This window comes from Xanthomonas sp. NCPPB 3761 (assembly GCF_041475705.2).
GTDB classification, from domain to species: Bacteria; Pseudomonadota; Gammaproteobacteria; order Xanthomonadales; family Xanthomonadaceae; genus Xanthomonas; species Xanthomonas phaseoli.
In genome coordinates this window covers 2719648-2745162 of sequence record NZ_CM191262.1, presented here as the reverse complement: position 1 = coordinate 2745162, position 25515 = coordinate 2719648, and the positions used below count along the sequence as shown (strand labels likewise).

The window sequence follows — 25515 nt, the reverse complement described above, 5'->3', positions numbered from 1 at the left end:
GTCGTCGCTGCGTCATTGGATGCTGCCCGGACGCACCTACCTCCCACAACACCTTGCGTGCGCAGTGCGACCTGGCTCGGTGACGCTGGGCCAGGCCATACCGTGCGGCGCAGCCAATCGCCGGCCAACGCGCAGATGCCTTGCCGCGCTTGCAACCGCGTCACGCTTCAAGCGCGGCCGGCACGTGGCACTGGCTCACAGCACGCGCAGCACTTGGCCACGTGCAAGCGTAATGTCGTGCGCCTGGGCGCCCCAGCTAAGGCGAGTGCGGGTGCCGCCGACGCTGCGCACGCTGACCTGCGTCGGCACGCCGTTGCGCCACGCCATGTCCACCGTAAATCCGCCACGTGCGCCCAGGCCGGTAACGCGGCCTTGCGCGGCCCAGGCCTTGGGCAGTGCCGGCAGCAGCGTGATCTGGCCAGGGCGCGAATACAGCAGCATTTCCAGCATTGCGGCCGGGGTGCCGAAGTTGGCATCGATCTGGAACACCCCGCCAAGGGTGGGGTCGCCGTGCTGGCTGAGATCGTAGATATCGAACAGATTCGGCGCGGTGCCATTGCTGTGACCGATCGAGGGTTTCAGATTGGTCAGCACCAGCGCATAAGCACGCTCCGCATCGCCCAGTCTTGCCCAGCACAGCGCCCGCCACGCGCAGGCCCAGCCAAAGCTCTGCATGCCGCGCGCTTCCAATAGCTTACGCGCTGCTTCCAGCTGCGCAGGCGGCGCCAGATCCGGATGCAGGCGATGGCCGGGGAACAGACCCATCAGCGGCGACAGGTGCCGGTGATGGGCTTCACCCAGGTCCGTGGGGGACATCCATTCCTGCAATTGGCCGCTGAGCGGGCTGATCTCCGGCAGGTACAGACGCTGCTGCAGCGTGGCGATGGTCGCGGCGTAGGCCGCGTCGCGGCCAAGCAGGGCGCTGGCCTGGCGGTATTGCCCGAACAACGTCCACACCAGTTCCTGCGCATAGGCAATACCGCGCGCATTTTCCGGGCCATGCTCGGGCGACCAGTCGTGGTCGTCGACCAGGCACTGTCGCGTGCGTCCGTCGGCGTCGGTGACCTCCATTGCGATCAGGCGCGCCTGCCAGAATTCGCAGGCGCCCTTGAGCAACGGATAGATGCGCGTCAGGTCGTCCCGGTCCTGGGTGAATTCGTAGTGCTGCCACAGGCTATCGCATAACCACGCGTTGCCTGCCGGGTGCCAGTACCAGCCGTTGCCGCCGAACGGATTGGTGGAAATGGCCACGGTCCAGCCGGCGATCTTGCCGGAGGTATTGCGGAAACGATTGCGCGGGTCGTTGAAGTGGGTCTGGGTGATGCGTGTCCAGGACGGCAGCTGCGCCAGGCAATAGCGTGTCAGCGCATCGACGCAGGCGCCCAGGCCGGACGGGTCCGCCAGCCAGTAGTTCATCTGCAGATTGACGTCGCTGTGGTAGTCGCTCATCCATGGCGGGTCGTTGTTTTCCAGCCACAGGCCCTGCAGGTTGGTGGGCAATCCATCACGCGAGGCGGCGATGGTGAGATAGCGGCCAAATTGCAGATAGGCCACCTCCAGTTCCGGGTCGGGGAGCGCCGGCGTGGCGGCGCGGGCCTGGATGCGCTGCCAGGTCTCCAGGCCGCGTTGCGCATCGCTGGACTGGCCAAGCTCCACCTGCAACGTGTCGAACAACGCCCGGTGATCGGCGACGTGGGTGTCCAGCAACAGCGCCGCAGGCACTGTGGCGGCGGCCTGTGCGCGGTTGCGCGCCAGCGCAAGCGGGTCGCGCGTGGCATCGCGCCAGCCGCGTGCGCCATCGGCGGCGTAGTCGGTGTCGCCGCACAACACGATGGTCAGGCCACGGCAGTCATGAAACTGCAGCAGGCCGTCGCCTGTTTCGAGCCTGCCACCGTCGCTGTGCACGCGCAGCGCTGCGGCATAGCGCAGGCCGTTATCGAGCTGGCCGGCGAAGCGCAGCCCGGCGCGGCCGTCGGCGCGACCGGCCCCGGCATGCGTGTCGACCAGGCGAATGCGGCCACGGTGGCTGCCTGCGCCTTCGCAATCCAGGCGCAACACGATGGCCGCATCCGGGTGGCTTGCGAACAGCGTCCGCGTATAACGCGTGTTGCCGATGCGATAGCGCACGCGTACGCAGCCGTTGCTCATGTCCAGTTCGCGCTGGTAATCGGACACCTGCGCCTGCGCATGTCCTTCCAGTTCCACGAAGAGTTTGGCCAGCAGCATGAAGCTGCCGAACTCTTCCTTGGTATACGCAAACTGGCCATCGTCCTGCAGCACCGCGTTGCTGCCGCCCGACCAAAGGCTGCCTTCGGAAACGAACAGCGTCTCGCAGGCAGGAGCTCCGCCGCAGAGCGCACCGAGCCGGCCATTGCCGATCGGCAGTCCTTCGCGCAACAGCTGGGCATCGCTGGCAGGTGTCGCATACGGTAGGCGTAGCGCATGCTCGGGCGGCAGCAACGGCGAGCGGGTGGGGCGCAGCGGTGGCGTGGTCGCATCGCTACTGCCAGCACGGCCGAGCAACGGCAGCAGCGTGGCCGCACCGAGGTGGGTGAGCAGGCGACGGCGGTGTGGGTCGACACCGGCATGTGAGGGGATATCGCGCATACGAGCGGTCGCTGCAATCGTGGGATCAAACGTTGTAAAGCATCTGCCGCGCCTGCGGAAGCGTGCGATTTTGCCGGTCTTCCAATGACGTTGGCTTGGCTTGTGGGTGGCTTGTGCGCACCGATCGAAGACTGGCGTGCAAGCGATGCAACGCGCGGCGTGGTCATTTCAGGACACCACCAAGGCACTGCCTTGCCGCCGATCCGCAGCGCGTGCTCTGCGCAGCGTGGCCGACCCGGTACCTTCGACACTCCCGCAAGCCAGTTGTCTATGCCTACGCTGCTGCAGTTGTTCACCCTGCCCACCGTTGCTGCCGGAGATTCCATGCGCCGCCTTGCCGCCTGCCTGCTCGCCACCGCCATTGCCGCCGCCATTGCCGCCGCCACCGGCAGCGCCTGGGCGCAAACCTCGCCGATGACGCCGGACATCACCGGCAAGCCGTTCGTGGCTGCCGATGCGAGCAACGACTACATCAAGCGCGAGGTGATGATTCCGATGCGCGATGGGGTCAAGCTGCACACGGTGATCGTGCTGCCGAAGGGCGCCAGGAACGCGCCGATCGTGCTGACGCGCACGCCTTACGATGCCAGTGGCCGCACCGAACGGCTGGCCTCGCCGCATATGAAGGACCTGCTGTCTGCCGGCGACGACGTCTTCGTGGAAGGCGGCTACATCCGTGTGTTTCAGGACGTGCGCGGCAAATACGGTTCCGAGGGCGATTACGTGATGACGCGCCCGCTGCGTGGGCCGCTCAATTCCAGCGAGGTCGACCATGCCACCGATGCCTGGGACACCATCGACTGGCTGGTGAAGAACGTCAAGGAATCCAATGGCAAGGTCGGCATGATCGGTTCGTCCTACGAAGGATTCACCGTGGTGATGGCGCTGACCAACCCGCATCCCGCCTTGAAGGTGGCGGTGCCGGAAAGCCCGATGATCGACGGCTGGATGGGCGACGACTGGTTCAATTACGGTGCTTTCCGCCAGGTCAATTTCGATTACTTCACCGGCCAGCTCAGCAAGCGCGGCAAGGGCGCCGGCATCGCGCGCCAGGGGCACGACGACTACAGCAATTTCCTGCAGGCCGGCTCGGCCGGCGACTTCGCCAAGGCTGCAGGCCTGGAGCAGTTGCCGTGGTGGCACAAGCTCACCGAACACGCCGCCTATGACGCGTTCTGGCAGGAACAGGCGCTGGACAAGGTGATGGCGCGCACGCCGCTGAAGGTGCCCACGATGTGGCTGCAAGGCCTGTGGGATCAGGAAGACATGTGGGGGGCGATCCACAGCTATGCGGCGATGGAGCCGCGCGACAAGGGCAATACCCTCAACTACCTGGTGATGGGCCCGTGGCGCCACAGCCAGGTGAACTACGACGGCAGCGCCTTGGGTGCGCTGAATTTCGAAGGCGACACCGCGCGCCAGTTCCGTGCCGAGGTGCTGCGCCCGTTCTTGGACCAGTACCTGGTCGATGGCGCGCCCAAGGCAGACACGCCGCCGGTGTTCATCTACAACACGGGAGAGAACCACTGGGACCGCCTCAAGGCGTGGCCGCGCAGTTGCGACAAGGGCTGCGCCTCGTCCAGCAAGCCGCTGTATCTGCAGGCCGGCGGCAAGTTGTCGTTCCGGCAACCGGTGGCCGGGCAGGCGGGGTTTGAAGAGTACGTGTCCGACCCGGCCAAGCCGGTGCCCTTCGTGCCGCGACCGGTGGATTTTGCCGACCGCGCGATGTGGACGACCTGGCTGGTGCACGACCAGCGCTTTGTCGATGGCCGCCCGGACGTGCTGACCTTCGTCACCGAGCCGCTGACCGAGCCGCTGCAGATCGCCGGTGCGCCCGAAGTGCATCTGCAGGCCTCCACCAGCGGCAGCGACAGCGATTGGGTGGTGAAGCTGATCGACGTGTATCCGGAGGAGATGGCCTCGAACCCGAAGATGGGCGGCTACGAGTTGCCGGTGTCGTTGGCGATTTTCCGCGGCCGCTACCGCGAGAGTTTCAGCACGCCCAGACCCTTGGCGTCCAATCAGCCGCTGGCATTCCAGTTCGGCTTACCAACCGCCAACCACACCTTCCAGCCGGGCCACCGGGTGATGGTGCAGGTGCAATCCAGCCTGTTCCCGCTATACGACCGCAATCCGCAGGCCTACGTGCCCAACATCTTCTTCGCCAAGCCTGGCGATTATCAAAAAGCCACGCAGCGGGTGTACGTGTCCCCCGAGCAGGCCAGCTACATCACTCTGCCGGTACGTTGAGCGCGTGGGCGCCGCGTGCCGGCGGCGCCCACGCATCTTCCAGCAACTGCGGGCGGCAGACCACCCAGGCGGCGGCCAGCTGCACCAGCAGGCAGATGACCAGGAACACGAACGGGGAGGTCCAGCCGCCACTGTGCGCGTGCAGCCAGCCGAACAGGAATGGCCCCAGGCAGCTCACCGCATAGCCCACGCCCTGCGAGAAACCGGACAGTGCGGCCGAACCGGCCGCCGTGCGGCTGCGCTGATTCACCAATACCAACGCCAACGGAAACGTGCTCGGCCCCAGGCCGAGCAGGGTCACCCACAGCACCGGTGCGGCCAGCGGCGCCCACCACAGCCCGGCGAACGCGACGAGGTGGCAGGCTGCGCAGAGCAGCACGATCGGAAACGGGTTACGCATGCGCACCGCCAGCGCCGGCATGGTCAGTGCACCGGCCATGCCCAATGCCGCGAACAACGCCACCATGGTGCCGCCGAACGCAGGCGATGCACCGGCTTCGCGCAGCAGCGTCGGCAGCCAGGTGAACATGGAATAGGTCACCAGCGAGGTCATGCCGAAGGTCACCGCCATGCACCACCCCAGCGCAGTACGGGCGACGCGGCCTTCGGCTTCGGGCGTGGGGGTGACCGGTGCCGGGCCGGTGGCGCGGAGGCGCCGATGGTTGGCGTGCACCAGCGCCCACGCCGCCGTTGCCAGCAGGGCCGGCAGCACCCACGCCACCATCGAACTGCGCCAACCCAGCGCATCGGCCACCGGCACTGCCAGCAGCGCCGGCAGCAGCGTACCGACCTGCAGCACGGTGATGTACAGCGTGCTCACCCGGCCCACGCGGTCGCCGAAGTAGCGCTTCACCAGTGGCGGCAGCACCACGTTGCCCATGCCCATGCCGGCCAACGCCACCAGCGAGCCGACCAGCAACCCGGCGGTGCCCGGCAGCAGCGGGCGCAGCACTAATCCCAGCGTGGCCAACGCCATCGACGCCAGCGCCACGCGCAGCAAACCGAAACGGCGCAGCAACGCCGGCGTTGCCACGCCGGTGAGTGCGAACGCTGCGGTCGGCAACATGCCGAGCGCACCCATGGTAGGCGCGCCGAAGGCGTACTCGTCGGCAATGCGTTCCAGCAGCGGCGTCAGCGACGTCACCGCGGTGCGCAAGTTGAATGCGGACAGCAAAATCGCGGCCAGCACCAGGCCGCGACCACGCAACTGGGCGGACGAAGAAGACGCGGCAGTGACAACAGACATGACAGACCATCCGCGCCGCGCACCTGCGTGCAACGACGCCTGAAAACACAAAACCGGCACGAGGCCGGTTTGTGTTTTGAAACTGGTCGGGGAGACAGGATTCGAACCTGCGACCTCTACGTCCCGAACGTAGCGCTCTACCAGACTGAGCTACACCCCGAAGGAGCCGAGTATGTTACATAGGGAATGGGGAATCGGCAAGCATCTGATGAAATTATTTTACTGAGGCGGCTCGCCACGCTCGGGCTCGCGTGCTTCGAACCACATGCCGTTGAGCACCGCGGCCAATGCCGCCAGGCCGGTGCCGAGTATCCATGTGAAATACCACATTGGTGTGCTCCTCGAATCCTTGAACAAGATGATGATGACGCGCAATGCGGCGACGGCAGCGCAGGCACTGCGATCGCTGCCGCAGCGCTCAGTACGCGTTGGGATTGGTCGTGACCGCATCGTCGGTGACCTTGCCCTTGAGCACGCGATACACCCAGCTGGTGTACGCCAGCACGATCGGCATGAACACGGCCGTGGCCAACAACATGATCCACAACGTCAGCCGGCTGCTGGATGCATCCCACACTGTCAGGCTCGCGCTCGGCGTGGTGGAAGAGGGCAGCAGGAACGGGAACAACGCAAAGCCCACCGTGAACACGATGCCGACGATGGCGCTGCCGGAGGCGATGAAGGCCAGGCCGCCGCGCCGCATGCGCAAGCACACCGCGCTCGTTGCAAGCCCGACCAGGCCCACCAGCGGCGCCATGAGTGTGGCCGGCATGCTGCTGTAGTTGTGCAACCAGCCGCCCGCGGCGGTGAGCGCAGCGGTCTTGCCGAGCGGGTTGGTGGCCGCATCGGTGGCCAGCACCGAGGTCACCGCGTAGCCGGGCAGGCCCAGCGCCACCCACGCGCCGCCTGCTGCAAACAGTGCCAGCGCACACAGCGCGGCAATGGCGCCGAAACGTGCCGCGCGCTCGGCCACCGGTCCATCGGTCTTGAGCACCAGCATCGCGGCGCCATGCGCGAGCAGCATCGCCACGCTGAGCAAGCCGGCAAGCAATGCGAACGGCGTCAGCAGCCCCAACAGGTTGCCGGTATAGAACGTGCGCATGCTGTCGTCGAAATGGAACGGCACCCCCAGCAGCACGTTGCCGACCGCCACGCCCATGATCAGTGCCGGAATGAAGCCGCCGACGAACAATGCCCAGTCCCAGTTGCTGCGCCAGCGCGGACTCACCAGTTTGCCGCGGAACTTGAAACCGACCGGGCGCAGGATCAGCGCGAACAGGATCAGGAACATCGCCAGATAGAACCCGGAGAAACTCACTGCATACAACGGTGGGAACGCGGCAAAGATCGCGCCGCCGCCCAGGATCAACCACACCTGGTTGCCTTCCCAGACCGGGCCGACGGTGTTGATCACCAGCCGGCGTTCGGCATCGTTGTTGGCGACGAACGGCAGCAGCGCGCCCACGCCCAGATCGAAGCCGCCCATCACCGCGTAACCGGACAGCAGTACACCGAGCAGCAGCCACCAGATCACGCGCAGGGTTGTGTAATCGAGCAATACGAAATCCATGATGTCTCTCCTTCGCTTACGGTGCGCTGCCGGCCACGGCACCGGAACTCAGCGGTGCGTGAGGCGAGGTGGCGTGGTCTTGCTTGGCATGCTCGGGTGGGGCGACAGGCAATGCGTTGGGCAGCATTGTCGGGAACAGCATCTCCGGGCCCTTGTTGATGGTCTTCAGCGACAACTTGATCGCAATTACCAGCAGCGTGGTGTACAGCGCGGTGAAGCCCACCAGCGTCATCACGATCTCGTACAGATCCAGCCCCGAGGCGGCGTAGAAGGTGGGCAACACGCCTTCCACCGCCCAGGGCTGGCGGCCGTATTCGGCCACGAACCAGCCGCATTCGATCGCGATCCACGGCAGCGGCAGCGTCCACAGGGCCAAGCTCAGGAACCAGCGTTTTTCCTGGAAGTTGTGCTTGCAGGCAAACCAGAAGGCGACAGCGAAAAACACGATGAGATACATGCCGATGGCGGCCATGATGCGGAAGGTCCAGGACAGCGGCAGCACGCGCGGCACGGTGTCCATCGCAGCCTGGGCAATCTGCTCCGGTGTGGCATTGCCGATATCGTCGCGGTAGCGCTTGAGCAGCAGGCCGTGGCCCAGGTCCTGCCAATGCGCATCGAAGGCCTTGCGCGCTTGGGCGTCGTTCTTGTCGGCACGGATGCGTTGCAGTGCGCCGTAGGCGATCTGACCACCGCGGATGCGGTGTTCGGCACGGCCGACCAGTTCGAGAATGCCTGGAACTGGCTCATCCAGCGAACGCGTGGCGATCAAGCCCATCAGGTACGGAATCTTGATGGCGTAATCGTTGCGATGGGTGGTCTGGTTCGGAATGCCGAACGCTGTGAAATCGGCCGGCGCAGCTTCGGTTTCCCACATCGCTTCGATGGCCGCCAGTTTCATCTTCTGGTGTTCGCTGGCGGCATAGCCGCTCTCGTCGCCCAGTACCACCACCGACAGCGACGACAGCAGGCCAAACGCTGCAGCCACCGCAAACGAACGCCGTGCCATTTCAATATGCTTGCCGCGCAACAGGTAAAACGCACTGATCGACATCACGAAGACCGCGCCCAGCACGTAGCCGGCACTGACGGTATGCACGAACTTGGCTTGCGCCACCGGGTTGAACAGCACCGCCACGAAATCCACCACTTCCATGCGCATGGTGTCGGGGTTGAACACCGCGCCGGCCGGATTCTGCATCCAGCCGTTGGCGATCAGGATCCATAACGCCGAGAAGTTGCTGCCCAGCGCCACCAGCCAGGTGGTGATCAGGTGCTGCACCTTGCTCAGGCGGTTCCAGCCAAGGAAGAACAGGCCCAAAAACGTGGCTTCCAGAAAGAACGCCATCAGCCCTTCGATCGCCAGCGGCGCGCCGAAGATGTCGCCCACGTAATGGCTGTAGTACGACCAGTTCATGCCGAACTCGAATTCCATCACGATGCCGGTGCCGACGCCCATGGCGAAGTTGATGCCGAACAGCACACCCCAGAACATGGTCATACGCCGCCAGATCTGCTTGCCGGTCATGACGTAGACGCTTTCCATGATGCCCAGCAGGAACGACAGGCCCATGGTGAGCGGCGGAAAGATGAAGTGGTACATCGCGGTGACTGCGAACTGCAGCCGCGACAGTTCGACAACTGTCGAGTCGATCATGGCGGGTGGGCCTGGTTGAGGGTCGGTAAGGAATGTGGCGATCATCTGCCGCCAGCGCGCCGGCCGCGTTGATCCAAATCAATGCGGCGCTGAACAGGTGCGTCACACTGTCTATCCCCCACCGGGAGGCGGCGACTTACAATCGCGTGCAATGTGCAGTCTTCAGAAGAGCGACGTGAGCCAGCCCAGCGTGCAAGCCAGCGAAACGCCCGCCCAGCGCCGTCAACGCGGCCACTGGCTGGGTGCGCTGGCCGCATCGGCCACGCGCGCGCGTCGGCTTGCCGGCGTGGCGGTGGCGTTGTCGGGTGTGCTGCTGCTTGTGCAATCGGCTGCAATCGCCTGGCTGGTACAGGCGGTGCTGGTGCAGCACCTGGCATTGGCGCAATTGCGCAACGTGGGCGCCGGATTGCTGGTTGCGCTGATCGGGCGCGCGCTCCTCAACGCCTGGGCGCAATCGTTGACCAGTGAAGTGGCCGACGTGGCCAAACGCGAACTGCGCGCGCGCATTGCGCGACGCCTGGTGCAGCACGGGCCGCTATGGCTGCGCCGGCAGCGCAGCGGCGAACTGGGCGAATTGAGCCTGGCGCATACCGATGCGCTGGAAGGCTATTTCGTTGGCTATCAGCTGGCTCGCATCGAAATGTTGCTGGTGCCGCCGCTGATCCTGATCGCGGTGTTTTACGTCGATTGGGTGGTCGGGTTGGTGTTGCTGCTCACCGCGCCGCTGATTCCGTTCTTCATGATGCTGGTGGGGTGGGGCGCCGAGGCCGCAGGGCGCGAACAACTCGGCGAGTTGGCGCGCACGGGCGGGCATTTTGCCGATCGCCTCAAGGGCCTGGGATTGCTGCGCGTGTATGGCCGCGGCCAGGCTGAGTTGCAGGGCATTGCCGCCGCTGCCGAGGGCGTGCGCGAGCGCTCGTTGAACGTGTTGCGTATCGCATTCCTGTCGTCGACCGTGCTGGAATTTTTTGCCTCCGTCAGCGTGGCGATCGTGGCGCTGTACTTCGGTTTGAGTTACCTGGGCATGCTCCATCTGCACGGTCTGCCATCGCTGGGTGCGGGCATGTTCTGCCTCCTGCTGGCGCCGGAATTCTTCGCACCGCTGCGGCGCTTGGCCGCGCACTACCATGACCGCGCAAACGCCTTGGCTGCAGTCGCCGAGGCCGAGCGATTGCTGCAGGGTTTCCAGCCGCCTGCCGCTGCGCAGATCGCGGCGCCTCCCGCACGTGCCCTGGAGCCGGCACAAGCGCATGCGCCCTTGTTGCAGGCGCGCGGATTGGCGCTGCGTCCTGCCGGCGCGCCGCAGCTGGTGGTCAGGGACTTTGCGCTGACGCTGGAGCCTGGGCAGCGCGTTGCGGTGATCGGTGCCAGCGGCAGCGGCAAGAGCACGCTGCTGGAAGGGCTCGCCGGTTGGCTTGCACCCGAGGCGGGCAGCGTAGCCGTGCGCCCGGGTGCGCGCATCGGATATGCCACGCAGCGGCCCTATCTGTTTCAGGCCAGCATTGCCGACAACCTGCGCCTGGCCGACCCGCAGGCCAGCGATGCGCGCCTGCACGCGGCGGCCGAGGCGGCCCAAGTGCTGCGCTTTACCGCGCACTTGCCGGCCGGCCTAGACGCGGTCATCGGCGAGCGTGGCTTCGGTCTGTCCGGTGGCGAAGCCCGCCGCGTAGCGTTGGCGCGGCTGTTGTTGCGCGAGCCGGATGTGTTGCTGCTGGACGAACCCACCGCCTTTCTCGACCCGGATACCGAAGCGGAATTGCTGCGTACGCTGGGCATCTTTGCGCGCGGCCGTGCGGTCGTTCTGGCGACGCACAGCGCTGCGGTGATGCGTTGGGCCGACACGGTCATCGATCTGCGCGGCGCGCCGGTCACGGTGCAGGCACCATGAGCCGCACCCAGCCCGAGCGTCTGCGCGATGTGTTTGGTCTGCATGCCTGGCGCCTGCTGCTGTCGGCAGCGCTGGTGCTGGTCACCATGCTTGCCGGTGTCGGCCTGCTGGGCTTGTCCGGCAGCTTTCTGACCGCCGCTGCGCTGGCTGGCGTTGCCGGCATGGGGGCCGGCTTCAATTTCTTCTCGCCGTCGGCCGGCATTCGCGCCTTGACCTTCGCGCGTATCGTGTCGCGTTATGGCGAAAAGTTGATCGGGCACGATGCCACCTTGCGCATCGCACGCGATCTGCGGGTGTGGTTCTTTCGCCGCGCCTTGCCGCTGGCGCCCGGGCGATTGTCGGCCACCCGGACCGGTGATCTGCTGGCGCGGCTGATGTCCGACATTGGCGAGGTCGACGGCCTCAGCGTGCGCGCATTGGCACCGCTGGCTGCGTTGCTCGGCATCTGGTTGGGCGGTGTGGTCGCCGCTGCACTGATCTATCTTCCCGCTGCATGCGTGTTGCTGGTACTTGGCGTGCTGATCGGCGGGCTGGTGCCGTGGCAGGTTGCACGCGGCGGCGCGCAGCGCGAGCGGTTGCGTGCACAGCAGCGAACCGACTTGCGTACACAAGCCTTCGAAGGCCTGGAGGGCGCAGCCGACCTTGCTGCGATCGACGCACAAGGCGCCTGGCTGCAGCGCAGCGACGCCGCGGCCGCCGCCGTGACCGGTGGCGATCGCATCCAGCGCAAACGGCTGATCACCGGCAACCTGCTGCATGCGCTCTGCGGCGGGCTGGGGCTGGCCGGCATGCTGTGGCTGGCACTTGGCGCGGCCGAGCGCGGGCTGATCGGCGCCGAGCGTGCTGCAGGGTTGGTGTTTTTGACCATGGCGTTGCTGGAAGTCTGGGCCGGTGCCGGGCTGGCCTTGCAGGCGCTGCAAAGTGCGCGCGTTGCCGCCGGGCGCCTGCAGGCCATCGTCGACCAAGCGCCGTCGGTGAGCGATCCGGCGCGCGCGATCGATGCGCCGCGCACTGGCACGCTGCAATTGCAGCAGGTGTCGTTTGCCTGGTCCGGTAGCGTGCGCCCGGTACTGCATGCGCTCGATCTCACCCTGGCGCCGGGCGAGCGCATTGCCATCAGCGGCGATAGCGGCAGCGGCAAAAGTACATTGTCGGCGTTGTTACTGCGCCTGTGGGATCCGCAGGCCGGGCAGCTGCGCTATGCGGGCATCGACCTGCGCCACGTCGCACAGGCGCAGTGGCACCAGCGTATCGCCTGGCTGCCGCAGAATGCGCCGGTATTTGCCGGCAGCGTGCGCGACAACCTGCTCATCGGCCATCCTGCTGCCGAGGATGCCGCGTTGTGGCAGGTACTCGAACAGGTGCGCCTGGGCGCGTGGGCCAGCGCGAACAACGGCCTGGACACCTGGGTTGGCGAAAACGGTGCCACGCTGTCTGCCGGCCAGGCGCGCCGGCTCGCCCTGGCGCGGGCACTGCTGCGCGATGCCCCGATCCTATTGCTCGACGAACCCACCGACGGTCTGGACGTGGATACCGCCGACGCGCTGCTGCTCGACCTGGCCGCTGCACTCGGCGAACGCTCGCTGGTGATGATCACCCACGACGCGTTACCGCCCGGCGTGGTGCAGCGGCATTACCGGATGCGTGAGGGAAAGCTGGAGTTGCTCGATCAGGGCGCATAGCCAATCGCTGCGTTGCTCGAAGGTTGTCACGGGGTGAGCGTTGATCACCCCGGCCACACGTTGTTGATCGCGTTCAATCGAATAGCACCGGAAGCGCGGCCATCAGATCGGTCTCGGTCACCACGAGCACCAGTGCGCTGACATTTAATGCAACCGTGATCCAGAACGTCATCTGGAACGCCGCCTTGCTGCATTTGTGCCGGTAGATTTCCTGCGCCAGCAATGCACCTGGCCAGCCACCGATCAGCGCCAGCAGGTGCAAGCTGGATTCGGGTGTGCGCCATTGATTGCGTTGCGCAGCCGATTTGTCCATCGCATAGATCAACAGTGTGAGCAGGCTGGCCGCCGCGTATCAGAGCGCTACGATCATCGGTATCACGTGCATCAGCGTGGCCGCCGCCAAGGCGAGCATCGACACCGCAGCCAGCGTCTTGCGTGGCAATCCGCTGCGACGCTGTTCGGCTCTGGCGGCGGTGGTACGGTCTGCCCACCGCACTTGCGTGGCATTCAGGCGCTTGTGCGCATCGCGTTCGATCGCGTAGGTGATGATCTCCCCGTCGCGCGGGCGACGGGTCTGCTGTGCAAACGCGCTGATATGGACGAATGCGCGGTCGCCACCACCATTGGGCGTGACGAAACCAAAGCCCTTGTGATCATTCCAGTCGCTGAGACGTCCCTGGTAGCGCATTCGCATTGCTCCGTTGGATGGTGTGGCGTGCTGGTGCGGTGTGCGCGCATCTCACGCATCGATTGCTCGGCCGGAAAAACAGCGGTGATGGTCGCCCCAGTCCAGCAACATCGGCCGAGATCCAGCAGCGCAGCGCGAGGTTCGAGCAGCTCAACAGCCCTGCAAAAAGTTGCTCACCGCTGGGCCGAACCGGGCGAAATCGACCAGGAACGCATCGTGGCCTTGCGGCGAATCCAGGCCGATGAAGTGCGCATCGGCGCCGCCGGCACGCAAGCCGTCGGCGATCTGTTCCTGCTGCTGCACCGGGAACAGGATGTCGGTATTGGCACCGATCGCCAGCGCACGCGCGATGCGGATACGCGCCAGGCCGGCAAGCACCGCGTCGGCGGTCGAGACGCCGGTCTGCGGCTTGGCAGAGGCGGGCAGGGCATTTGCATGGGCGTGGTCGACGGGAGAGCCGGCAGCGGGTCTTTCCTCGACATACTCGGCCAGGTCGAACCAGTCCATCGAGCGGCTCAGATACAGATAGCAGTTGGGGTCGAAGAAGCGCACGAAGCGGCGCGCGTGGCCTTCCAGATAGCTTTCCACCTGGAATTCCAGCCCGAACGGATCATCGGCGGCCTGTTCGGAGTCCAGCCGCACACGGCCGAAACGGCCGTCCCATTCCAGCGCCGAGCGGTAGGTGATCACGCCGAGCTTGCGCGCCATGCGCATGCCCGATTCGGGGTAGCTGGCATCGTCGTAGTGGCCGCCGTTCCAGTGCGGATCCAGCCGGATCGCCTCGCGTTGCAACGAGCGGATCGCGATCGAAAACGGCAATGCCTGCGCGCTGCCGGAGATATTGATATGGCTGCGCGCGATGCCGGGATGACGCAGCAACAGCGCCAGCGCCGTCATGCCGCCCATCGAGTTGCCGATCAGGCAGGCCAGTTGCGCGATACCCAGCGCGCGCACCACATCGGCTGCGGCGTCGGCCACGTCTTCGATCGACAGGTCCGGAAAGGTGAGGCGATACAGCATGCCGGTGGCAGGGTTCACCGAAGCCGGCCCGGTCGAGCCCTTGCAACTGCCCAACGAATTGACGCACACCACGAACCAGCGTGTGGTATCGATCGGCTTACCCGGCCCCAGCATTGCGTCCCACCAGCCCGGCTCGGGGTTGGCCTGGTTTGCCGCCGCGTGCGCGTTAGGCGACAGGCCGGTGACGATCAGGATCGCATTGCTGCGGTCTGCTGCCAGCGTGCCCCAGGTCTCGTACGCCACGCGTGCCTGATGCAGCACGCCGCCGCGTTTCATCGGAAACGGCGAGGGCAGGGCGTGGTACAGCGTGCCGGCGGGGATGAATTCAGTCATGGGCCAATTCTATCTGCCATGGCACGCGCCAGTGTGCAGGATGGGAATGGGAAATCGGGAATTGGCTGGAAGCCATGCGCTGCGTGATGCCACTTTGCAGGGCGGCAGACCTGCGGTTTGGCTGCAAGACCCTTGCATGCCCACCAGCGCGGAACGCTGCAATGCGTCTTTGCAAGCGCCTGAGCGACATCCGTGCCGCGACGGTGAGCAGGCAAGGGCCAGTCGAGATGGTCGGTACAGATGGTTTGAACATCGCAACCGACCAGGAGCGACCAACAGAACTCCTGCGCAGCCGTCAGGCTGGCGCAGATGGTGTTTGGCATTCTTATGCGACACTGCGCCGAAGCGTCGTAATGCAACGCAACACGCCATCAGCGGCCGATCACCAGCTCCACTGGCGCGTCCGCAGGCAGTGCGACCGTCACCGGTGCGCTTTCCACGTCGTCGGCCTGACGCATGGCGTTGCCGCTGCGCGACAGCCGGGCCAGCAGCTGTACGTTGTCCAGCGACGACAGCGTGCGCGTCGGCATCGGGCTGTCGCCATCGTCCAGCGTAATAGTCAATGGAAGCTCGCTCAGCGCGTGTTTTTCCACCGCCACCGGCATCGGCGTGTCGGCCGCGCGCGCGATCACGAACACGCTGGTGTCGCCGGACAATCCGGCGCGCTTGGCGAATTCGGCATCCAGCGTCACGCGCACCTGGATGCGTTTGTCGTTCGCTGCAGCGGCGGTAGGTGCAGCCGGTGCCTGGATCGGCTCGAGCTTGGCGTCCTGTCGAGCAGCATTGATCTGTTCGAGCAGGCCAGGGCGGGTTGCGGCATCGACCACGCGCAATAGCGGCTCCCATGTCGCACTGGCCTTGGCTGGCTCACCGGCCTGGCGCTGCACCACCCCCAGGAACCAGCGTGCGCGTTGATGGTCCGGTTGCACCGCCAGCGCGTGTTCGAGCAGGCGCATGGCTTCCGGATCCGGGCGACCGCTGTCGTCGGCAAGCATGCGCGCCTGCGCCGCGGCGACCAGCACGTCCGCTTCGTCCGGACGCAGTGCCACCGCGCGTGCGAAGGCATCGCGCGCTTCGGCAAATTTTTGCTGGCTGGACAGCGAGCGCCCCAGCAACACCCAGCCTTCGGCCTGTTCGGGGTTACTGGCCAGCGCCGCGCGCAGCTGCACGATGGCTTCATCCAGCGAGCGTGGGGTGGCCGGGCGATTGGTCGGCTGGGTCATGGCGCCTGGCGTGCCGACCAACCAGTACAACGCCGCACTCGCGGCCAGCAGCAACACTGCCACGCTTGCGGCCAGGCCGCGCGCCTCGCGCCACAGCGGGCGCACCACCACGCCGAAGGCCAGCAGCGCAATCACGATCCCCGCAATGACAAAGCCGGCCATCACCACTCCTGCTCGTCGGCAGGCATGGCAGGCGCGGCCACGCTGCGTTTGCGTACCACCAGCACAACGGCGCCCGCGCCCAGCAGCAACACCAGCAGCGGACCGAACCATAGCAGCCAGGTGCGCGACTCCACACGCGGACGGTACAGCACGAACTCGCCATAGCGCGCGACCAGGAACTGGCGGATCTGCGCATCGCTGCGGCCTTCGTGCATCAATGCCAGCACCTCGCGGCGCAAGTCCTGCGCAATCTGCGCGTTGGAATCGGCCAGCGACTGGTTCTGGCATTGCACGCAGCGCAACTCGGCGGTAAGTGCATGAAAACGCGCCTCCTCTTCGGCCGATGCATAGCGCAGCGGCGCCGGGTCGCCGACCGGCTGGGCAACGGCCAGACAGGGTAGCAACAGCAGCAGGAGCAGCCAGGTGCGCGTCATCGTTTGGCGTGCAGGTCCGGTGCGGCAGTGGGGGAACGCTCGATCTTGCTCAGCGCCGGAATCAACTGGGTGTCGATGATGGATTGGGTCAGCATGCCGCTGTACTTCCAGCGCACCACGCCACGCCCGTCGACCAAGAAGGTTTCCGGCGCGGCGGCGATGCCGAAATCGATGGCGGTGCGGCCATCTTGATCGGCGACCACCAGCAGATACGGGTTGCCGAGTTGTTCGAGCCAGCGCAGCGCATCGTTGCGCTCGTCCTTCCAGTTGTAGCCGATCACGCGCACGCGCTTGGTCAGGGCGAAGCGGCTCAGCACCGGGTGTTCTTCGCGGCAGGCCGGGCACCAGCTGCCCCACACGTTGATGATGTATGGCGCGCCGCGCAATTCGCGCGCATGCACCACGATGGCCGGGTCGTGCAGCAACGGCAGCGCGAATTCCGGCGCTGGTTTGCCGATCAGCGCAGAGGGCAGGGCATCGCGATCGTCCTGACCAGAGCGCACCACCGCATAGACCAGCAGCGCTGCCAGGGCGAGCAGCAGCACGATGGCGCCCACGAGAACCGCAGTGGGCAGGCGGGGCGAACGTGACTCAACCATCTTGGATCTCCGGAGAACGACGAAAACGCCGGTCGGCCGCGGTCACCAGGCCGCCAAGCGCCATCAGCAACGCTCCCAGCCAGATCCAGCGGACGAACGGTTTGAGGTGGACACGCACCGCCCAGGCCTGATTGCCCAGCGGTTCGCCAAGGGCGACATACAGGTCGCCGAACGGGCCAGGGCGGATCGCCGCCTCGGTCAACGTCTGCCCGCCACTGGCGTAACGGCGCTTTTCGGCATGCAGCGCGCCCACCGGGGCATCGTCCTTGAATACCTGCAGGTTGGCACGGTCGGACACGTAATTGGGTCCGCGCAGTTCTTCCATCCGGTCGAAATGCAGTGCATAGCGGCCGATCTGCACCTGTTGCCCGGGCGCCAGCGCCACTTCGCGCTGCAGGCTCAATCCCTCCACCAGCATGGCACCGGACAGGAACACTGCAACGCCCAGGTGCGCCAGCACCATGCCCAGCATCTCGGCCGTGAATTTGCGCCCCTTGGCCGCCCGCCGCGTCCACAGGAAGCGCGCGGTGCCCAGCAGCACCCAGGCTGCACCGGCGACACCGAAGGCGGCTTTCAATTGTCCCTGCGGCGCGGCGAACCAGGCCAGTACGCCGGCCGCCACCGCCAGACCCGCCCACGGCGCCAGCATCGCCATCGGCCGCGAAGCCTGTTCGCGCTGCCAGCGGGTGAGCGGGCCGAAGGGCAACAGTGCCACCAGCGGCGCCATCAACACCACGAACAAGGTGCCGAAGTAGGGTGGCCCAACCGACAGCTTGCCCAGCCCCAAGGCATCGGCGAGCAGCGGATACAAGGTACCCAGCAACACCATTGCGCAGGCGCAGGTGAGCAGCAGGTTGTTCAACAGCAACAAGGTTTCGCGCGAGCTGCCGGCGAATGCGCGACGCGGATCGTCCACCACCGACAGAAGCGGCGCGCGCAACGCATACAGCAGCAACGAACCACCGACCACGGCCAGCAGGAAGACCAGAATGAACAGCCCACGCGACGGGTCGGCGGCGAACGAGTGCACGCTGGTCAGCACGCCCGAGCGCACCAGGAAGGTGCCCAGCAGCGACAGCGCGAAGGCGGCGATTGCCAGCAACAAGGTCCAGCTGGCGAAGCTGCCGCGCTTTTCGGTTACCGCCTGCGAATGCAGCAGCGCGGTGCCCACCAGCCACGGCATGAAACTGGCGTTCTCCACCGGGTCCCAGAACCACCAGCCACCCCAGCCCAGCTCGTAATACGCCCACCAGCTGCCAAGCGCGATGCCGACGGTGAGCATCGACCAGGCGACATTGGTCCACGGCCGCGTCCAGCGCAGCCAGCGCGCATCCATGCGGCCTTCCAGCAGTGCGGCGATGGCGAACGCGAACGGCACCGCAAAGCCGACGTAGCCGCAATACAGCATCGGCGGATGGACGATCAGCCCCGGGTCCTGCAGCAGCGGATTGAGGTCGCCGCCTTCCAGCGGCACCGGGAACAACCGCGCGAATGGGTTGGAGGTAAACAGCAGGAAGGCCAGAAACCCAATGCTCACCAGCGCCATGACGCCGAGCACGCGCGCGATCACGTGCGCGGGCAGCTGCCGCGACCAGAGCGCCACCGCGCCGGTCCATAACGCCAGTACCAGCGTCCACAGCAGCAGCGAGCCTTCGTGCGCACCCCACACCGCCGAATAGCGGTACATCACCGGCAGCAGGCTGTTGGAATTCTCGGCGACGTAGCGCACCGAAAAATCCTGCACCAAGAAAGCGTGCGTCAACACGGCGAAGGCCGATGCGATCAGTGCAAACTGCACCAGCGCTGCCGGTCGCGCCACGGCCATCCAGCTGCTGCGTCCGCGCTGTGCGCCTGCCAGCGGCACCACGGCCTGCACCAGCGCCACCAGCAGGGCCAGCACCAGCAGGAACGTCCCGAGTTCAGGAAGCATCGGGGCGCCGCGTTGTCGCGCATGGGCCGGTGCGACGACCGCAGGTGCCCTGCAGCGCCAGCATTCCTGCAGCGCCTGCACCTGCTTGCCCACCCACCGCGACGTCGTTGGCCATGCACCTCCCGCGCAAGCCATCCGCCTGCCGGCATGCAGATGGCCTGATGCACGTCATCAATGCCGCTCTCCAACCTGATCCGCCGCGGCTGGCACATCGTGCTTGCGATGCGCGCTGCCCATCTTGTCGGCCACTTCCTTCGGCATATAGGTTTCGTCGTGCTTGGCCAGCACATCTTCGGCGACGAAGATGCCGTTCTGCATGCGGCCGGTGGCCACCACTGCCTGCCCCTCGCGGAACAGGTCCGGCAGGATGCGGTCGTAACTCACGGGCAATTGCGCATCGCCATCGGTGACGCGGAAGTGTGCTTCCAACGAGCCGGAGGCGCGTTGGAACGAGCCTTTTTCGACCATGCCGCCAAGCCGGAAGCGCGAATGCGCGCCGGCGTCGCCACGCAGCACTTCCGAGGGCGTGTACAGGTAGGCCACGTTGCGTTGCAAGGCCATGGCCACCAGCGTGGTTGCCAGCCCGCCGGCCAGTATCAAGGCCAGCACCAGCCACAGGCGGCGGCGACGTTGCGGGTTCACCGGATCAGCTCCGCATCACTGGGCACCGCGCGCTTGCGCTCGCGCAGGCGGCGCGCCTGGGCGGTCTTCAGGGCGCGACGCACCTGCCAACGGCCGGCGATCAGATCCCACAGCAGCACCAGCACGAACACCGCGTAAGCGGCGATGACGTAAGGCAGGTAGCTCATGCCGCGCTCTCCTGCGCATCGCGCACGATCCAGGCCTTGCCCGCCTCGCGGCGCAGGTTGTCGGCGCGCGCGCGCGTCAACAGCGACCCGACAAACCAGAACTTGGTACCGATCACCATCAACCATAGCGGCAGCAGCATGCTTGCATCGATCGTGGAAGGCCCAAGCAGGCGGATGCTCTGACCCTGGTGCAGCGAATTCCACCACACCACCGAATAGCGGATCACCGGCAGCAGCGCGACCCCGACGATGGCCAGCAACGCCGCCGCGCGCGCCGCCTGACGACGGTCGTCGATGGCGTGATACAGGCCGATCACGCCCAGATACAGAAACAGCAGAATCAATTCGGTGGTCAGGCGCGGGTCCCAGTCCCACCAGGCGCCCCACATCGGCTTGCCCCAGATGCTGCCGGTCAGCAGGGTGATCACGGTAAACGCAGCGCCGATCGGCGCGCACGCCATCGCCAGGATCTCGCAGATCTTGATGCGCCAGATCAACGCGATGGCCGCGTACAGCGCCATCAGCCCGAACACGAACAGGCTCATCCACGCGCTCGGCACATGGATATAGAGAATCCGGAAGCTGTCGCCTTGCTGGTAATCGGCCGGCACCGCGAACAAGGCCTGCCAGATGCCCACGCCCAGCAGCAACGCGGCCAGCGCGTAGCACCACGGCGCCCAGCGCGCAGTGAAACGGTCGAAGATCGGGGGCGATGCGAGTTGGTGGAACCAGCGGACGACGACGTTCATGCGATGGCAGTAGCCTTTGGAATGGCATTGGCTCTCGAAACAGCAACAACGCGTTGTACGGGGCGTGCTATCGACAATGCATCGAGTGCAGCGCTCAACTCAACGAAATGCGGATCGCGGCCGCCGCAGCCAGCGGTGCCAGGACCACGCCGATCACCAGTCCGGCGCCCAACAACAACAACGCACCCACTGCATCCTGCCCTTGTCCGCTGGCCGCCACGCTGCCGGCACCGAACACCAGCACCGGCACGTACAGCGGCAACGCCAGCAACGCCACGAGAATACCAGAGCGTTTCATCGTCACCGTCAGTGCCGCCACCACAGCGCCGAGCAGGCTCAGGAGCGGCGTTCCCAGCGCCAACGATGCCAGCAGCACCGGCAATTGGTCATGCGGCAGGTGCAGCAATTCGCCCAGCAGCGGCGTCACGGCAATCAGCGGCAACGCACTGGTCGCCCAGTGCAGCAGCACGCGCACTGCGATCAACCAGGCCAACGGCACCGGTGCCAGCAACCATTGTTCCATCGAGCCGTCTTCCACATCGCTGCGGAACAAGGCGTCCAGCGACAGCAGGCCAGCCAGCAATACCGACAGCCACAACACCGCCGGCGCGGCCTGCGCGAGCAGGTCCGGGCGTCCGCCCAGTCCCAACGCGAACAACACCACGATCAGCAATGCGAACAGCGCCGGCTGCAACGCATCGCTGCGGCGCCGCCACAGCAGCTGCAGGTCGCGGGCAAGCAGGGCGCGGGCGGCCTGCCACAGCGAGGGTTGCGGCGAATGCGTGCTCATGCCGCAGCCTCCAGCGTGAGCATGCGGGTGCGCACCGGCGGCGCTGCATACGCACCGTGCGTGGTGACCAGCGCCGCGCCACCGCCGCGCAGATGCGCAGAGATCATTCGGTTCACCAGGGTGATGCCGTCCAGATCCAGATTGGCGTACGGCTCATCCAGCAACCAGAGCGGTGCCGGCGAGAGCCATAGCCGTGCCAGCGCCAGCCGCTTGCGCTGGCCAGCCGACAACTGCCGCACCAGCGCATCTTCGTAACCGGCCAGGCCGACGATCGCCAGCGCGCTGCCTGGCATCTGCTTGGCGCGGCGGCCGTGCAGGCCGCACAGAAAGTGCAGGTTTTCCAGCGTGCTGAGGTCGGCCTTCAAGCCGGGCAGGTGGCCCAGGTAGGCCATGAAGCGGCTGCGGTCGCCGCGCTTGGCGGTCTTGCCATCGATCTGGATCTGTCCGCGCTCCACATGCAGCAGGCCAGCCAGCACGCGCAGCAACGTGGTCTTGCCGGCGCCGTTGTCGCCTTGCACCAACAACGCTTCGCCGGCATCGACATGGAAATCCAGCGGGCCAAACACCGGCTCTTCGTTGCGGCTGAAGGCCAGGGCGTGCGCCGCCAGCAGCGGCGGTGCGGTGTGCAGCGGTTCGATCATCGGTGCAGCAGGCTCGGGTCGCAGGACGGCATGGGGAAGGGCCGGGGCAGGCACGCGCCGGACCGGGCGCGCATTGTAGCGACGATGGTGGCATGCCGGGGACATCTGCGGCAGCGCCACAGGCGCCGCGATGGGTCGGGGAACGCTGTTTTGCAGTGTCCGGGCGCAACCGCCTGGCGGCTTTGCGTACACTCGCGGTCCCCGTTTCTTGTCCGGACAGGCACCATGCCCCTCACGACCAAGCTGCCCAAGGTGGGCACCACCATCTTCACCGTCATGTCGCAGCTGGCGGCCGAGCACGGCGCGGTCAATCTGGGCCAGGGCTTTCCCGATTTCGCGGTGCCGCAGCGGCTGGTCGACGAACTGGGCAAGGCCATGGCCGCCGGCCACAACCAGTACCCACCGATGACCGGCGTGGCCGCGTTGCGCCAGGCCATCGCCGGCAAGGCACAGCGCTGCTACGACGCGCACGTCGATGCCGACACCGAGATCACCGTCACCAGCGGTGCCACCGAGGCCATCTTCAACGCCATCCACGCGGTGGTGCGGGTGGGCGAAGAGGTCATCGTGCTGGACCCGGCCTACGACTGCTACGAGCCGGCGATCGAGCTGGCCGGCGCACGCGCCGTGCATGTGGCGTTGCACCCGCAGACCTTTGCGGTCGACTGGGCTGCGCTGCGCGCCGCGATCACGCCCAAGACGCGCCTGTTGATGATCAACTCGCCGCACAACCCGTCCGGCGCGATGCTGTCGGCCGCCGACATGCAGACGCTGACCGAGCTGTTGCGCGGCACCGACATCCTTTTGCTGTCCGATGAGGTCTACGAACACATCGTGTTCGATGGCCGCCGGCACGAATCGGTGCTGCGCTGGCCGGAACTGCGCGAGCGCGCATTCGTGATCTCCAGCTTCGGCAAGACCTACCACTGCACCGGCTGGAAGATCGGCTACGCCATCGCACCGCCGACGCTCACGGCCGAATTCCGCAAGGTGCACCAGTACAACACCTTCACCAGTTTCGGTCCGGCCCAGCACGCCTTCGCTGCGATGATCCGCGACGAGCCCGAACACGACGAGCAACTGGGTGCGTTCTACCAAGCCAAGCGCGACCGCTTCCGCGAGCAGCTGCTGACCACGCGCTTGAAGCCGTTGCCGGTGCCCGGCGGTTACTTCCAGCTGGTGGATTACTCGGCCATCAGCGATCTGACCGACACCGAATTCGTGAAGTGGCTGACGATCGAAAAGGGCGTCGCCGCGATCCCGTTGTCGCCGTTCTACGAGAACCCGCCTGCAGGGCAGCGCCTGGCGCGGCTGTGCTTTGCCAAGAACGATGCGACATTGGATGCAGCGATCGAGCGCTTGCAGCAGCTCTGACGAGCGGGGATTCGGGAATCGGGATTGGGGATTGGAAAACGCGGCGCGCTGTTGTCGCTTTGAATCCACACCAAACCGATAGCCCAGGCCGCCCGACACCCGCTGTTTCGAATCCCCAATCCCGACTCCCCAATCCCGCCTCTCTATGAACGACCTGCGCATCTCCCTGATCCAAGGCGACACCCTCTGGCATGACCCGGCCGGTAACCGCGACTATTACGCAGCGTTGCTGGAGCCGCTTGCCGGGCAGACCGATCTGGTGATCCTGCCGGAAACCTTCACCAGCGGGTTCTCCAACGACGCCATCTTCAAGGCCGAGGGGATGGACGGGCCAACCGTGGCGTGGGTGCGCGCGCAGGCCGCACGCCTGGGTGCAGCGCTCACCGGCAGCGTGCAGTTGCGCACCGAGGCCGGTGTGTTCAACCGGCTGCTATGGGCCACGCCCGACGGGGCGCTGCAGTATTACGACAAGCGTCACCTGTTCCGCTTCGGCAACGAGCATCTGCGCTACGCGGCCGGGCGCGAACGGTTGACCGTGGAATGGAAGGGCTGGCGGATCAATCCGCAGGTCTGCTACGACCTGCGTTTTCCGGTGTTCTGCCGCAATCGCTTCGATGTGGAGCGCCCGGGGCAACTGGATTTCGATCTGCAAGTGTTCGTCGCCAATTGGCCGTCCGCCCGCGCCTATGCGTGGAAGACGTTGCTGCGCGCACGCGCGATCGAAAACCTGTGCTTCGTCGCGGCGGTCAACCGTATTGGCATCGATGGCAACCAACTGCACTACGCCGGCGACAGCGCGGTGATCGATTTCCTCGGCCAGCCGCAGGTGGAAATTCGCGAACGCGAGCAGGTGGTCACCACCACCCTCAGCGCCACCGCGCTGGCCGAGCACCGCGCCCGTTTTCCCGCGATGCTGGATGCCGATCGGTTCGAGATTGGGGATTCGTGATTCGAGATTGGTACAAGCACTGCCGCGCAGATGCCTGCCTGCCCGCGGTTGCCAATCTCCAATCCCGAATCTCCAATCCCGGCTACTGAGCCAGCTTGATCTCGTAGATCTTCGGCCAGCGTTTTCCGGTGACGAACAAGCGATCGTGCGCGGCGTCGTAGGCGATGCCGTTGAGGACATCGTTGGTGGGGTCGGTCAAGGTGTCGGGGTCCGGCACCAGCGCCTTGAGGTCGATCCAGGCGACGACCTTGCCGCTGGCGGGGTCGATGCGTGCGATGCGGGTGGTCAGCCAGACGTTGGCCAGCAACTGTCCCTTGACCCATTCCAGCTCGTTGAGCTTGTCCAGCGGCTTGCCGCGGGCGGTGACCTTGATGCTGCCGATCTGCTTCAGGCTCTGCGGATCCAGGCGGCGGATGTTGGCGGTTCCGTCGCTCATATAGAGCTGGCGGTCGTCGCTGGTCAGCGCCCAGCCCTCGCCGGAATAGGTGAATTGGGTACGCGGTGCCAGCGTGGCCAAGTCGTAGACGAAGCCGCGCTGATTGCGCCAAGTCAGCTGGATCAGGCGATCCTTCCAGGCCACGATGCCTTCGCCATAGAACGGCGGCGGCGTATTGACCTGCTGCAGGACGTTGCCGCTGTCCAGGTCGACCTTGCGCACGCTGGACTGGCCCAGCTCGCCGGTGCTCTCGTAGAGATGCCCGTCCAGATAGAACAGGCCCTCGGTGAAGGCGGCGGTATCGTGCGGATAGGTCCTGACGACGGTGTAACCCTGGGTGGGAATCGCCTCGCCGCAGTGGGCGAGGGTGGGCAACAGCAGGGCGCTGACGAGCAGGCTGTAGACGGTGCGTGGCATGCGGCAATCATCCCATGCCGCGGCTGCAGACGGCAGTTCTGCTGACATCTCGAAGCCAGCGAAG

The 25515-nt window shown here is 66.0% G+C and carries 21 protein-coding genes, 1 tRNA gene and 1 pseudogene; 5 read left to right on the top strand and 18 right to left on the bottom strand.

Annotated features, from left to right (window positions below):
- Window positions 1–195: 195 nt before the first annotated feature.
- Window positions 196–2607 carry a glycoside hydrolase family 95 protein gene (locus ACCQ00_RS11975; RefSeq protein ID WP_039571946.1) on the bottom strand — a complete coding sequence of 804 codons (2412 nt, stop codon included), beginning with the start codon at window positions 2605–2607 and terminating at the stop codon, window positions 196–198.
- Window positions 2608–2931: 324 nt separating this feature from the next.
- Here ACCQ00_RS11975 and ACCQ00_RS11970 point away from each other — a divergent pair, with 324 nt between their 5' ends.
- Entirely contained in the window at window positions 2932–4857 is a 1926-nt protein-coding gene (locus tag ACCQ00_RS11970; protein WP_039571978.1) for a CocE/NonD family hydrolase, read from the top strand.
- On the opposite strand, the gene ACCQ00_RS11965 is transcribed toward ACCQ00_RS11970, so the two are convergent.
- The 5 genes from ACCQ00_RS11965 to ACCQ00_RS11945 all read right to left on the bottom strand — a co-directional run bounded on the left by ACCQ00_RS11965 (window position 4838) and on the right by ACCQ00_RS11945 (window position 9327).
- On the bottom strand, window positions 4838–6103 hold the full coding sequence (locus tag ACCQ00_RS11965) for a CynX/NimT family MFS transporter (RefSeq protein WP_080949186.1): 1266 nt from the start codon (window positions 6101–6103) through the stop codon (window positions 4838–4840). The genes ACCQ00_RS11970 and ACCQ00_RS11965 overlap by 20 nt on opposite strands.
- Window positions 6104–6186: 83 nt before the next feature.
- A tRNA-Pro gene (locus tag ACCQ00_RS11960) sits at window positions 6187–6263 on the bottom strand.
- 59 nt (window positions 6264–6322) lie between these two features.
- Window positions 6323–6433: a cytochrome bd-I oxidase subunit CydX gene (cydX, locus tag ACCQ00_RS11955; RefSeq protein WP_039571941.1), complete on the bottom strand. Its 111-nt coding sequence runs from the start codon at window positions 6431–6433 to the stop codon at window positions 6323–6325.
- An 88-nt stretch (window positions 6434–6521) separates the two neighbouring features.
- Window positions 6522–7673: a cytochrome d ubiquinol oxidase subunit II gene (cydB, locus tag ACCQ00_RS11950; RefSeq protein ID WP_039571940.1), complete on the bottom strand. Its 1152-nt coding sequence runs from the start codon at window positions 7671–7673 to the stop codon at window positions 6522–6524.
- A gap of 16 nt (window positions 7674–7689) precedes the next feature.
- Window positions 7690–9327 carry a cytochrome ubiquinol oxidase subunit I gene (locus tag ACCQ00_RS11945; RefSeq protein ID WP_372353937.1) on the bottom strand — a complete coding sequence of 546 codons (1638 nt, stop codon included), beginning with the start codon at window positions 9325–9327 and terminating at the stop codon, window positions 7690–7692.
- 151 nt (window positions 9328–9478) lie between these two features.
- Here ACCQ00_RS11945 and cydD point away from each other — a divergent pair, with 151 nt between their 5' ends.
- Both cydD and cydC read left to right on the top strand, forming a co-directional pair.
- Window positions 9479–11215 (top strand): thiol reductant ABC exporter subunit CydD, encoded by a 1737-nt coding sequence (cydD, locus tag ACCQ00_RS11940; protein WP_372353936.1) that lies wholly within the window; start codon window positions 9479–9481, stop codon window positions 11213–11215.
- Window positions 11212–12897, top strand: coding sequence for a thiol reductant ABC exporter subunit CydC (gene cydC / locus ACCQ00_RS11935; RefSeq protein ID WP_039571934.1), 1686 nt, complete (start codon window positions 11212–11214; stop codon window positions 12895–12897). Before cydD ends, cydC begins: the two co-directional genes overlap by 4 nt.
- A gap of 73 nt (window positions 12898–12970) precedes the next feature.
- On the opposite strand, the pseudogene ACCQ00_RS11930 reads toward cydC, so the two are convergent.
- The 11 genes and pseudogenes from ACCQ00_RS11930 to ccmA all read right to left on the bottom strand — a co-directional run bounded on the left by ACCQ00_RS11930 (window position 12971) and on the right by ccmA (window position 22275).
- A pseudogene (locus ACCQ00_RS11930) lies at window positions 12971–13585 on the bottom strand (DUF1294 domain-containing protein).
- 150 nt (window positions 13586–13735) lie between these two features.
- A complete protein-coding gene (metX, locus tag ACCQ00_RS11925) occupies window positions 13736–14938 on the bottom strand; it encodes a homoserine O-acetyltransferase MetX (protein WP_039571932.1) in 1203 nt (400 codons plus the stop codon).
- 371 nt (window positions 14939–15309) lie between these two features.
- Entirely contained in the window at window positions 15310–16323 is a 1014-nt protein-coding gene (locus ACCQ00_RS11920; RefSeq protein WP_039571929.1) for a tetratricopeptide repeat protein, read from the bottom strand.
- The gene (locus tag ACCQ00_RS11915) at window positions 16323–16757 is read right to left on the bottom strand and encodes a cytochrome c-type biogenesis protein (protein ID WP_039571926.1); all 435 of its coding nucleotides are present in this window, start codon (window positions 16755–16757) and stop codon (window positions 16323–16325) included. The genes ACCQ00_RS11920 and ACCQ00_RS11915 overlap by 1 nt, the downstream gene beginning before the upstream one ends.
- Window positions 16754–17356, bottom strand: coding sequence for a DsbE family thiol:disulfide interchange protein (locus ACCQ00_RS11910; RefSeq protein ID WP_017157799.1), 603 nt, complete (start codon window positions 17354–17356; stop codon window positions 16754–16756). Before ACCQ00_RS11910 ends, ACCQ00_RS11915 begins: the two co-directional genes overlap by 4 nt.
- Window positions 17349–19286 carry a heme lyase CcmF/NrfE family subunit gene (locus tag ACCQ00_RS11905; RefSeq protein ID WP_039571975.1) on the bottom strand — a complete coding sequence of 646 codons (1938 nt, stop codon included), beginning with the start codon at window positions 19284–19286 and terminating at the stop codon, window positions 17349–17351. The genes ACCQ00_RS11910 and ACCQ00_RS11905 overlap by 8 nt, the downstream gene beginning before the upstream one ends.
- Before the next feature lie 171 nt (window positions 19287–19457).
- Window positions 19458–19928, bottom strand: coding sequence for a cytochrome c maturation protein CcmE (gene ccmE / locus ACCQ00_RS11900; protein ID WP_039571923.1), 471 nt, complete (start codon window positions 19926–19928; stop codon window positions 19458–19460).
- The gene (locus ACCQ00_RS11895) at window positions 19925–20095 is read right to left on the bottom strand and encodes a heme exporter protein CcmD (protein ID WP_008573809.1); all 171 of its coding nucleotides are present in this window, start codon (window positions 20093–20095) and stop codon (window positions 19925–19927) included. The genes ccmE and ACCQ00_RS11895 overlap by 4 nt, the downstream gene beginning before the upstream one ends.
- Window positions 20092–20844 (bottom strand): heme ABC transporter permease CcmC, encoded by a 753-nt coding sequence (ccmC, locus tag ACCQ00_RS11890; RefSeq protein WP_008573810.1) that lies wholly within the window; start codon window positions 20842–20844, stop codon window positions 20092–20094. The genes ACCQ00_RS11895 and ccmC overlap by 4 nt, the downstream gene beginning before the upstream one ends.
- 94 nt (window positions 20845–20938) lie before the next feature.
- On the bottom strand, window positions 20939–21634 hold the full coding sequence (gene ccmB, locus ACCQ00_RS11885; protein WP_003487009.1) for a heme exporter protein CcmB: 696 nt from the start codon (window positions 21632–21634) through the stop codon (window positions 20939–20941).
- Window positions 21631–22275 carry a heme ABC exporter ATP-binding protein CcmA gene (gene ccmA / locus ACCQ00_RS11880; protein ID WP_008573812.1) on the bottom strand — a complete coding sequence of 215 codons (645 nt, stop codon included), beginning with the start codon at window positions 22273–22275 and terminating at the stop codon, window positions 21631–21633. Before ccmA ends, ccmB begins: the two co-directional genes overlap by 4 nt.
- A 225-nt stretch (window positions 22276–22500) precedes the next feature.
- Between ccmA and ACCQ00_RS11875 the strand changes: the two genes are divergently transcribed.
- Together ACCQ00_RS11875 and ACCQ00_RS11870 are read left to right on the top strand one after the other, a co-directional pair.
- A complete protein-coding gene (locus ACCQ00_RS11875; RefSeq protein WP_039571918.1) occupies window positions 22501–23649 on the top strand; it encodes a pyridoxal phosphate-dependent aminotransferase in 1149 nt (382 codons plus the stop codon).
- Window positions 23650–23794: 145 nt separating this feature from the next.
- Window positions 23795–24598, top strand: coding sequence for an amidohydrolase (locus ACCQ00_RS11870; protein ID WP_039571915.1), 804 nt, complete (start codon window positions 23795–23797; stop codon window positions 24596–24598).
- Window positions 24599–24680: 82 nt separating this feature from the next.
- Here the strand turns inward: ACCQ00_RS11870 and ACCQ00_RS11865 are convergent, their stop codons facing one another.
- Window positions 24681–25451: a glutaminyl-peptide cyclotransferase gene (locus tag ACCQ00_RS11865; RefSeq protein WP_277601107.1), complete on the bottom strand. Its 771-nt coding sequence runs from the start codon at window positions 25449–25451 to the stop codon at window positions 24681–24683.
- Window positions 25452–25515: the final 64 nt, after the last annotated feature.

Bases quoted from the DNA above. Each gene is read 5' to 3' on its own strand.
- ACCQ00_RS11975 (WP_039571946.1), bottom strand. From the start codon at position 2,607: ATGCGCGATATCCCCTCACATGCCGGTGTCGACCCACACCGCCGTCGC.
- ACCQ00_RS11970 (WP_039571978.1), top strand. From the start codon at position 2,932: ATGCGCCGCCTTGCCGCCTGCCTGCTCGCCACCGCCATTGCCGCCGCC.
- ACCQ00_RS11965 (WP_080949186.1), bottom strand. From the start codon at position 6,103: ATGTCTGTTGTCACTGCCGCGTCTTCTTCGTCCGCCCAGTTGCGTGGT.
- cydX (WP_039571941.1), bottom strand. From the start codon at position 6,433: ATGTGGTATTTCACATGGATACTCGGCACCGGCCTGGCGGCATTGGCC.
- cydB (WP_039571940.1), bottom strand. From the start codon at position 7,673: ATGGATTTCGTATTGCTCGATTACACAACCCTGCGCGTGATCTGGTGG.
- ACCQ00_RS11945 (WP_372353937.1), bottom strand. From the start codon at position 9,327: ATGATCGACTCGACAGTTGTCGAACTGTCGCGGCTGCAGTTCGCAGTC.
- cydD (WP_372353936.1), top strand. From the start codon at position 9,479: ATGTGCAGTCTTCAGAAGAGCGACGTGAGCCAGCCCAGCGTGCAAGCC.
- cydC (WP_039571934.1), top strand. From the start codon at position 11,212: ATGAGCCGCACCCAGCCCGAGCGTCTGCGCGATGTGTTTGGTCTGCAT.
- metX (WP_039571932.1), bottom strand. From the start codon at position 14,938: ATGACTGAATTCATCCCCGCCGGCACGCTGTACCACGCCCTGCCCTCG.
- ACCQ00_RS11920 (WP_039571929.1), bottom strand. From the start codon at position 16,323: ATGGCCGGCTTTGTCATTGCGGGGATCGTGATTGCGCTGCTGGCCTTC.
- ACCQ00_RS11915 (WP_039571926.1), bottom strand. From the start codon at position 16,757: ATGACGCGCACCTGGCTGCTCCTGCTGCTGTTGCTACCCTGTCTGGCC.
- ACCQ00_RS11910 (WP_017157799.1), bottom strand. From the start codon at position 17,356: ATGGTTGAGTCACGTTCGCCCCGCCTGCCCACTGCGGTTCTCGTGGGC.
- ACCQ00_RS11905 (WP_039571975.1), bottom strand. From the start codon at position 19,286: ATGCTTCCTGAACTCGGGACGTTCCTGCTGGTGCTGGCCCTGCTGGTG.
- ACCQ00_RS11895 (WP_008573809.1), bottom strand. From the start codon at position 20,095: ATGAGCTACCTGCCTTACGTCATCGCCGCTTACGCGGTGTTCGTGCTG.
- ccmC (WP_008573810.1), bottom strand. From the start codon at position 20,844: ATGAACGTCGTCGTCCGCTGGTTCCACCAACTCGCATCGCCCCCGATC.
- ccmB (WP_003487009.1), bottom strand. From the start codon at position 21,634: ATGAGCACGCATTCGCCGCAACCCTCGCTGTGGCAGGCCGCCCGCGCC.
- ccmA (WP_008573812.1), bottom strand. From the start codon at position 22,275: ATGATCGAACCGCTGCACACCGCACCGCCGCTGCTGGCGGCGCACGCC.
- ACCQ00_RS11875 (WP_039571918.1), top strand. From the start codon at position 22,501: ATGCCCCTCACGACCAAGCTGCCCAAGGTGGGCACCACCATCTTCACC.
- ACCQ00_RS11870 (WP_039571915.1), top strand. From the start codon at position 23,795: ATGAACGACCTGCGCATCTCCCTGATCCAAGGCGACACCCTCTGGCAT.
- ACCQ00_RS11865 (WP_277601107.1), bottom strand. From the start codon at position 25,451: ATGCCACGCACCGTCTACAGCCTGCTCGTCAGCGCCCTGCTGTTGCCC.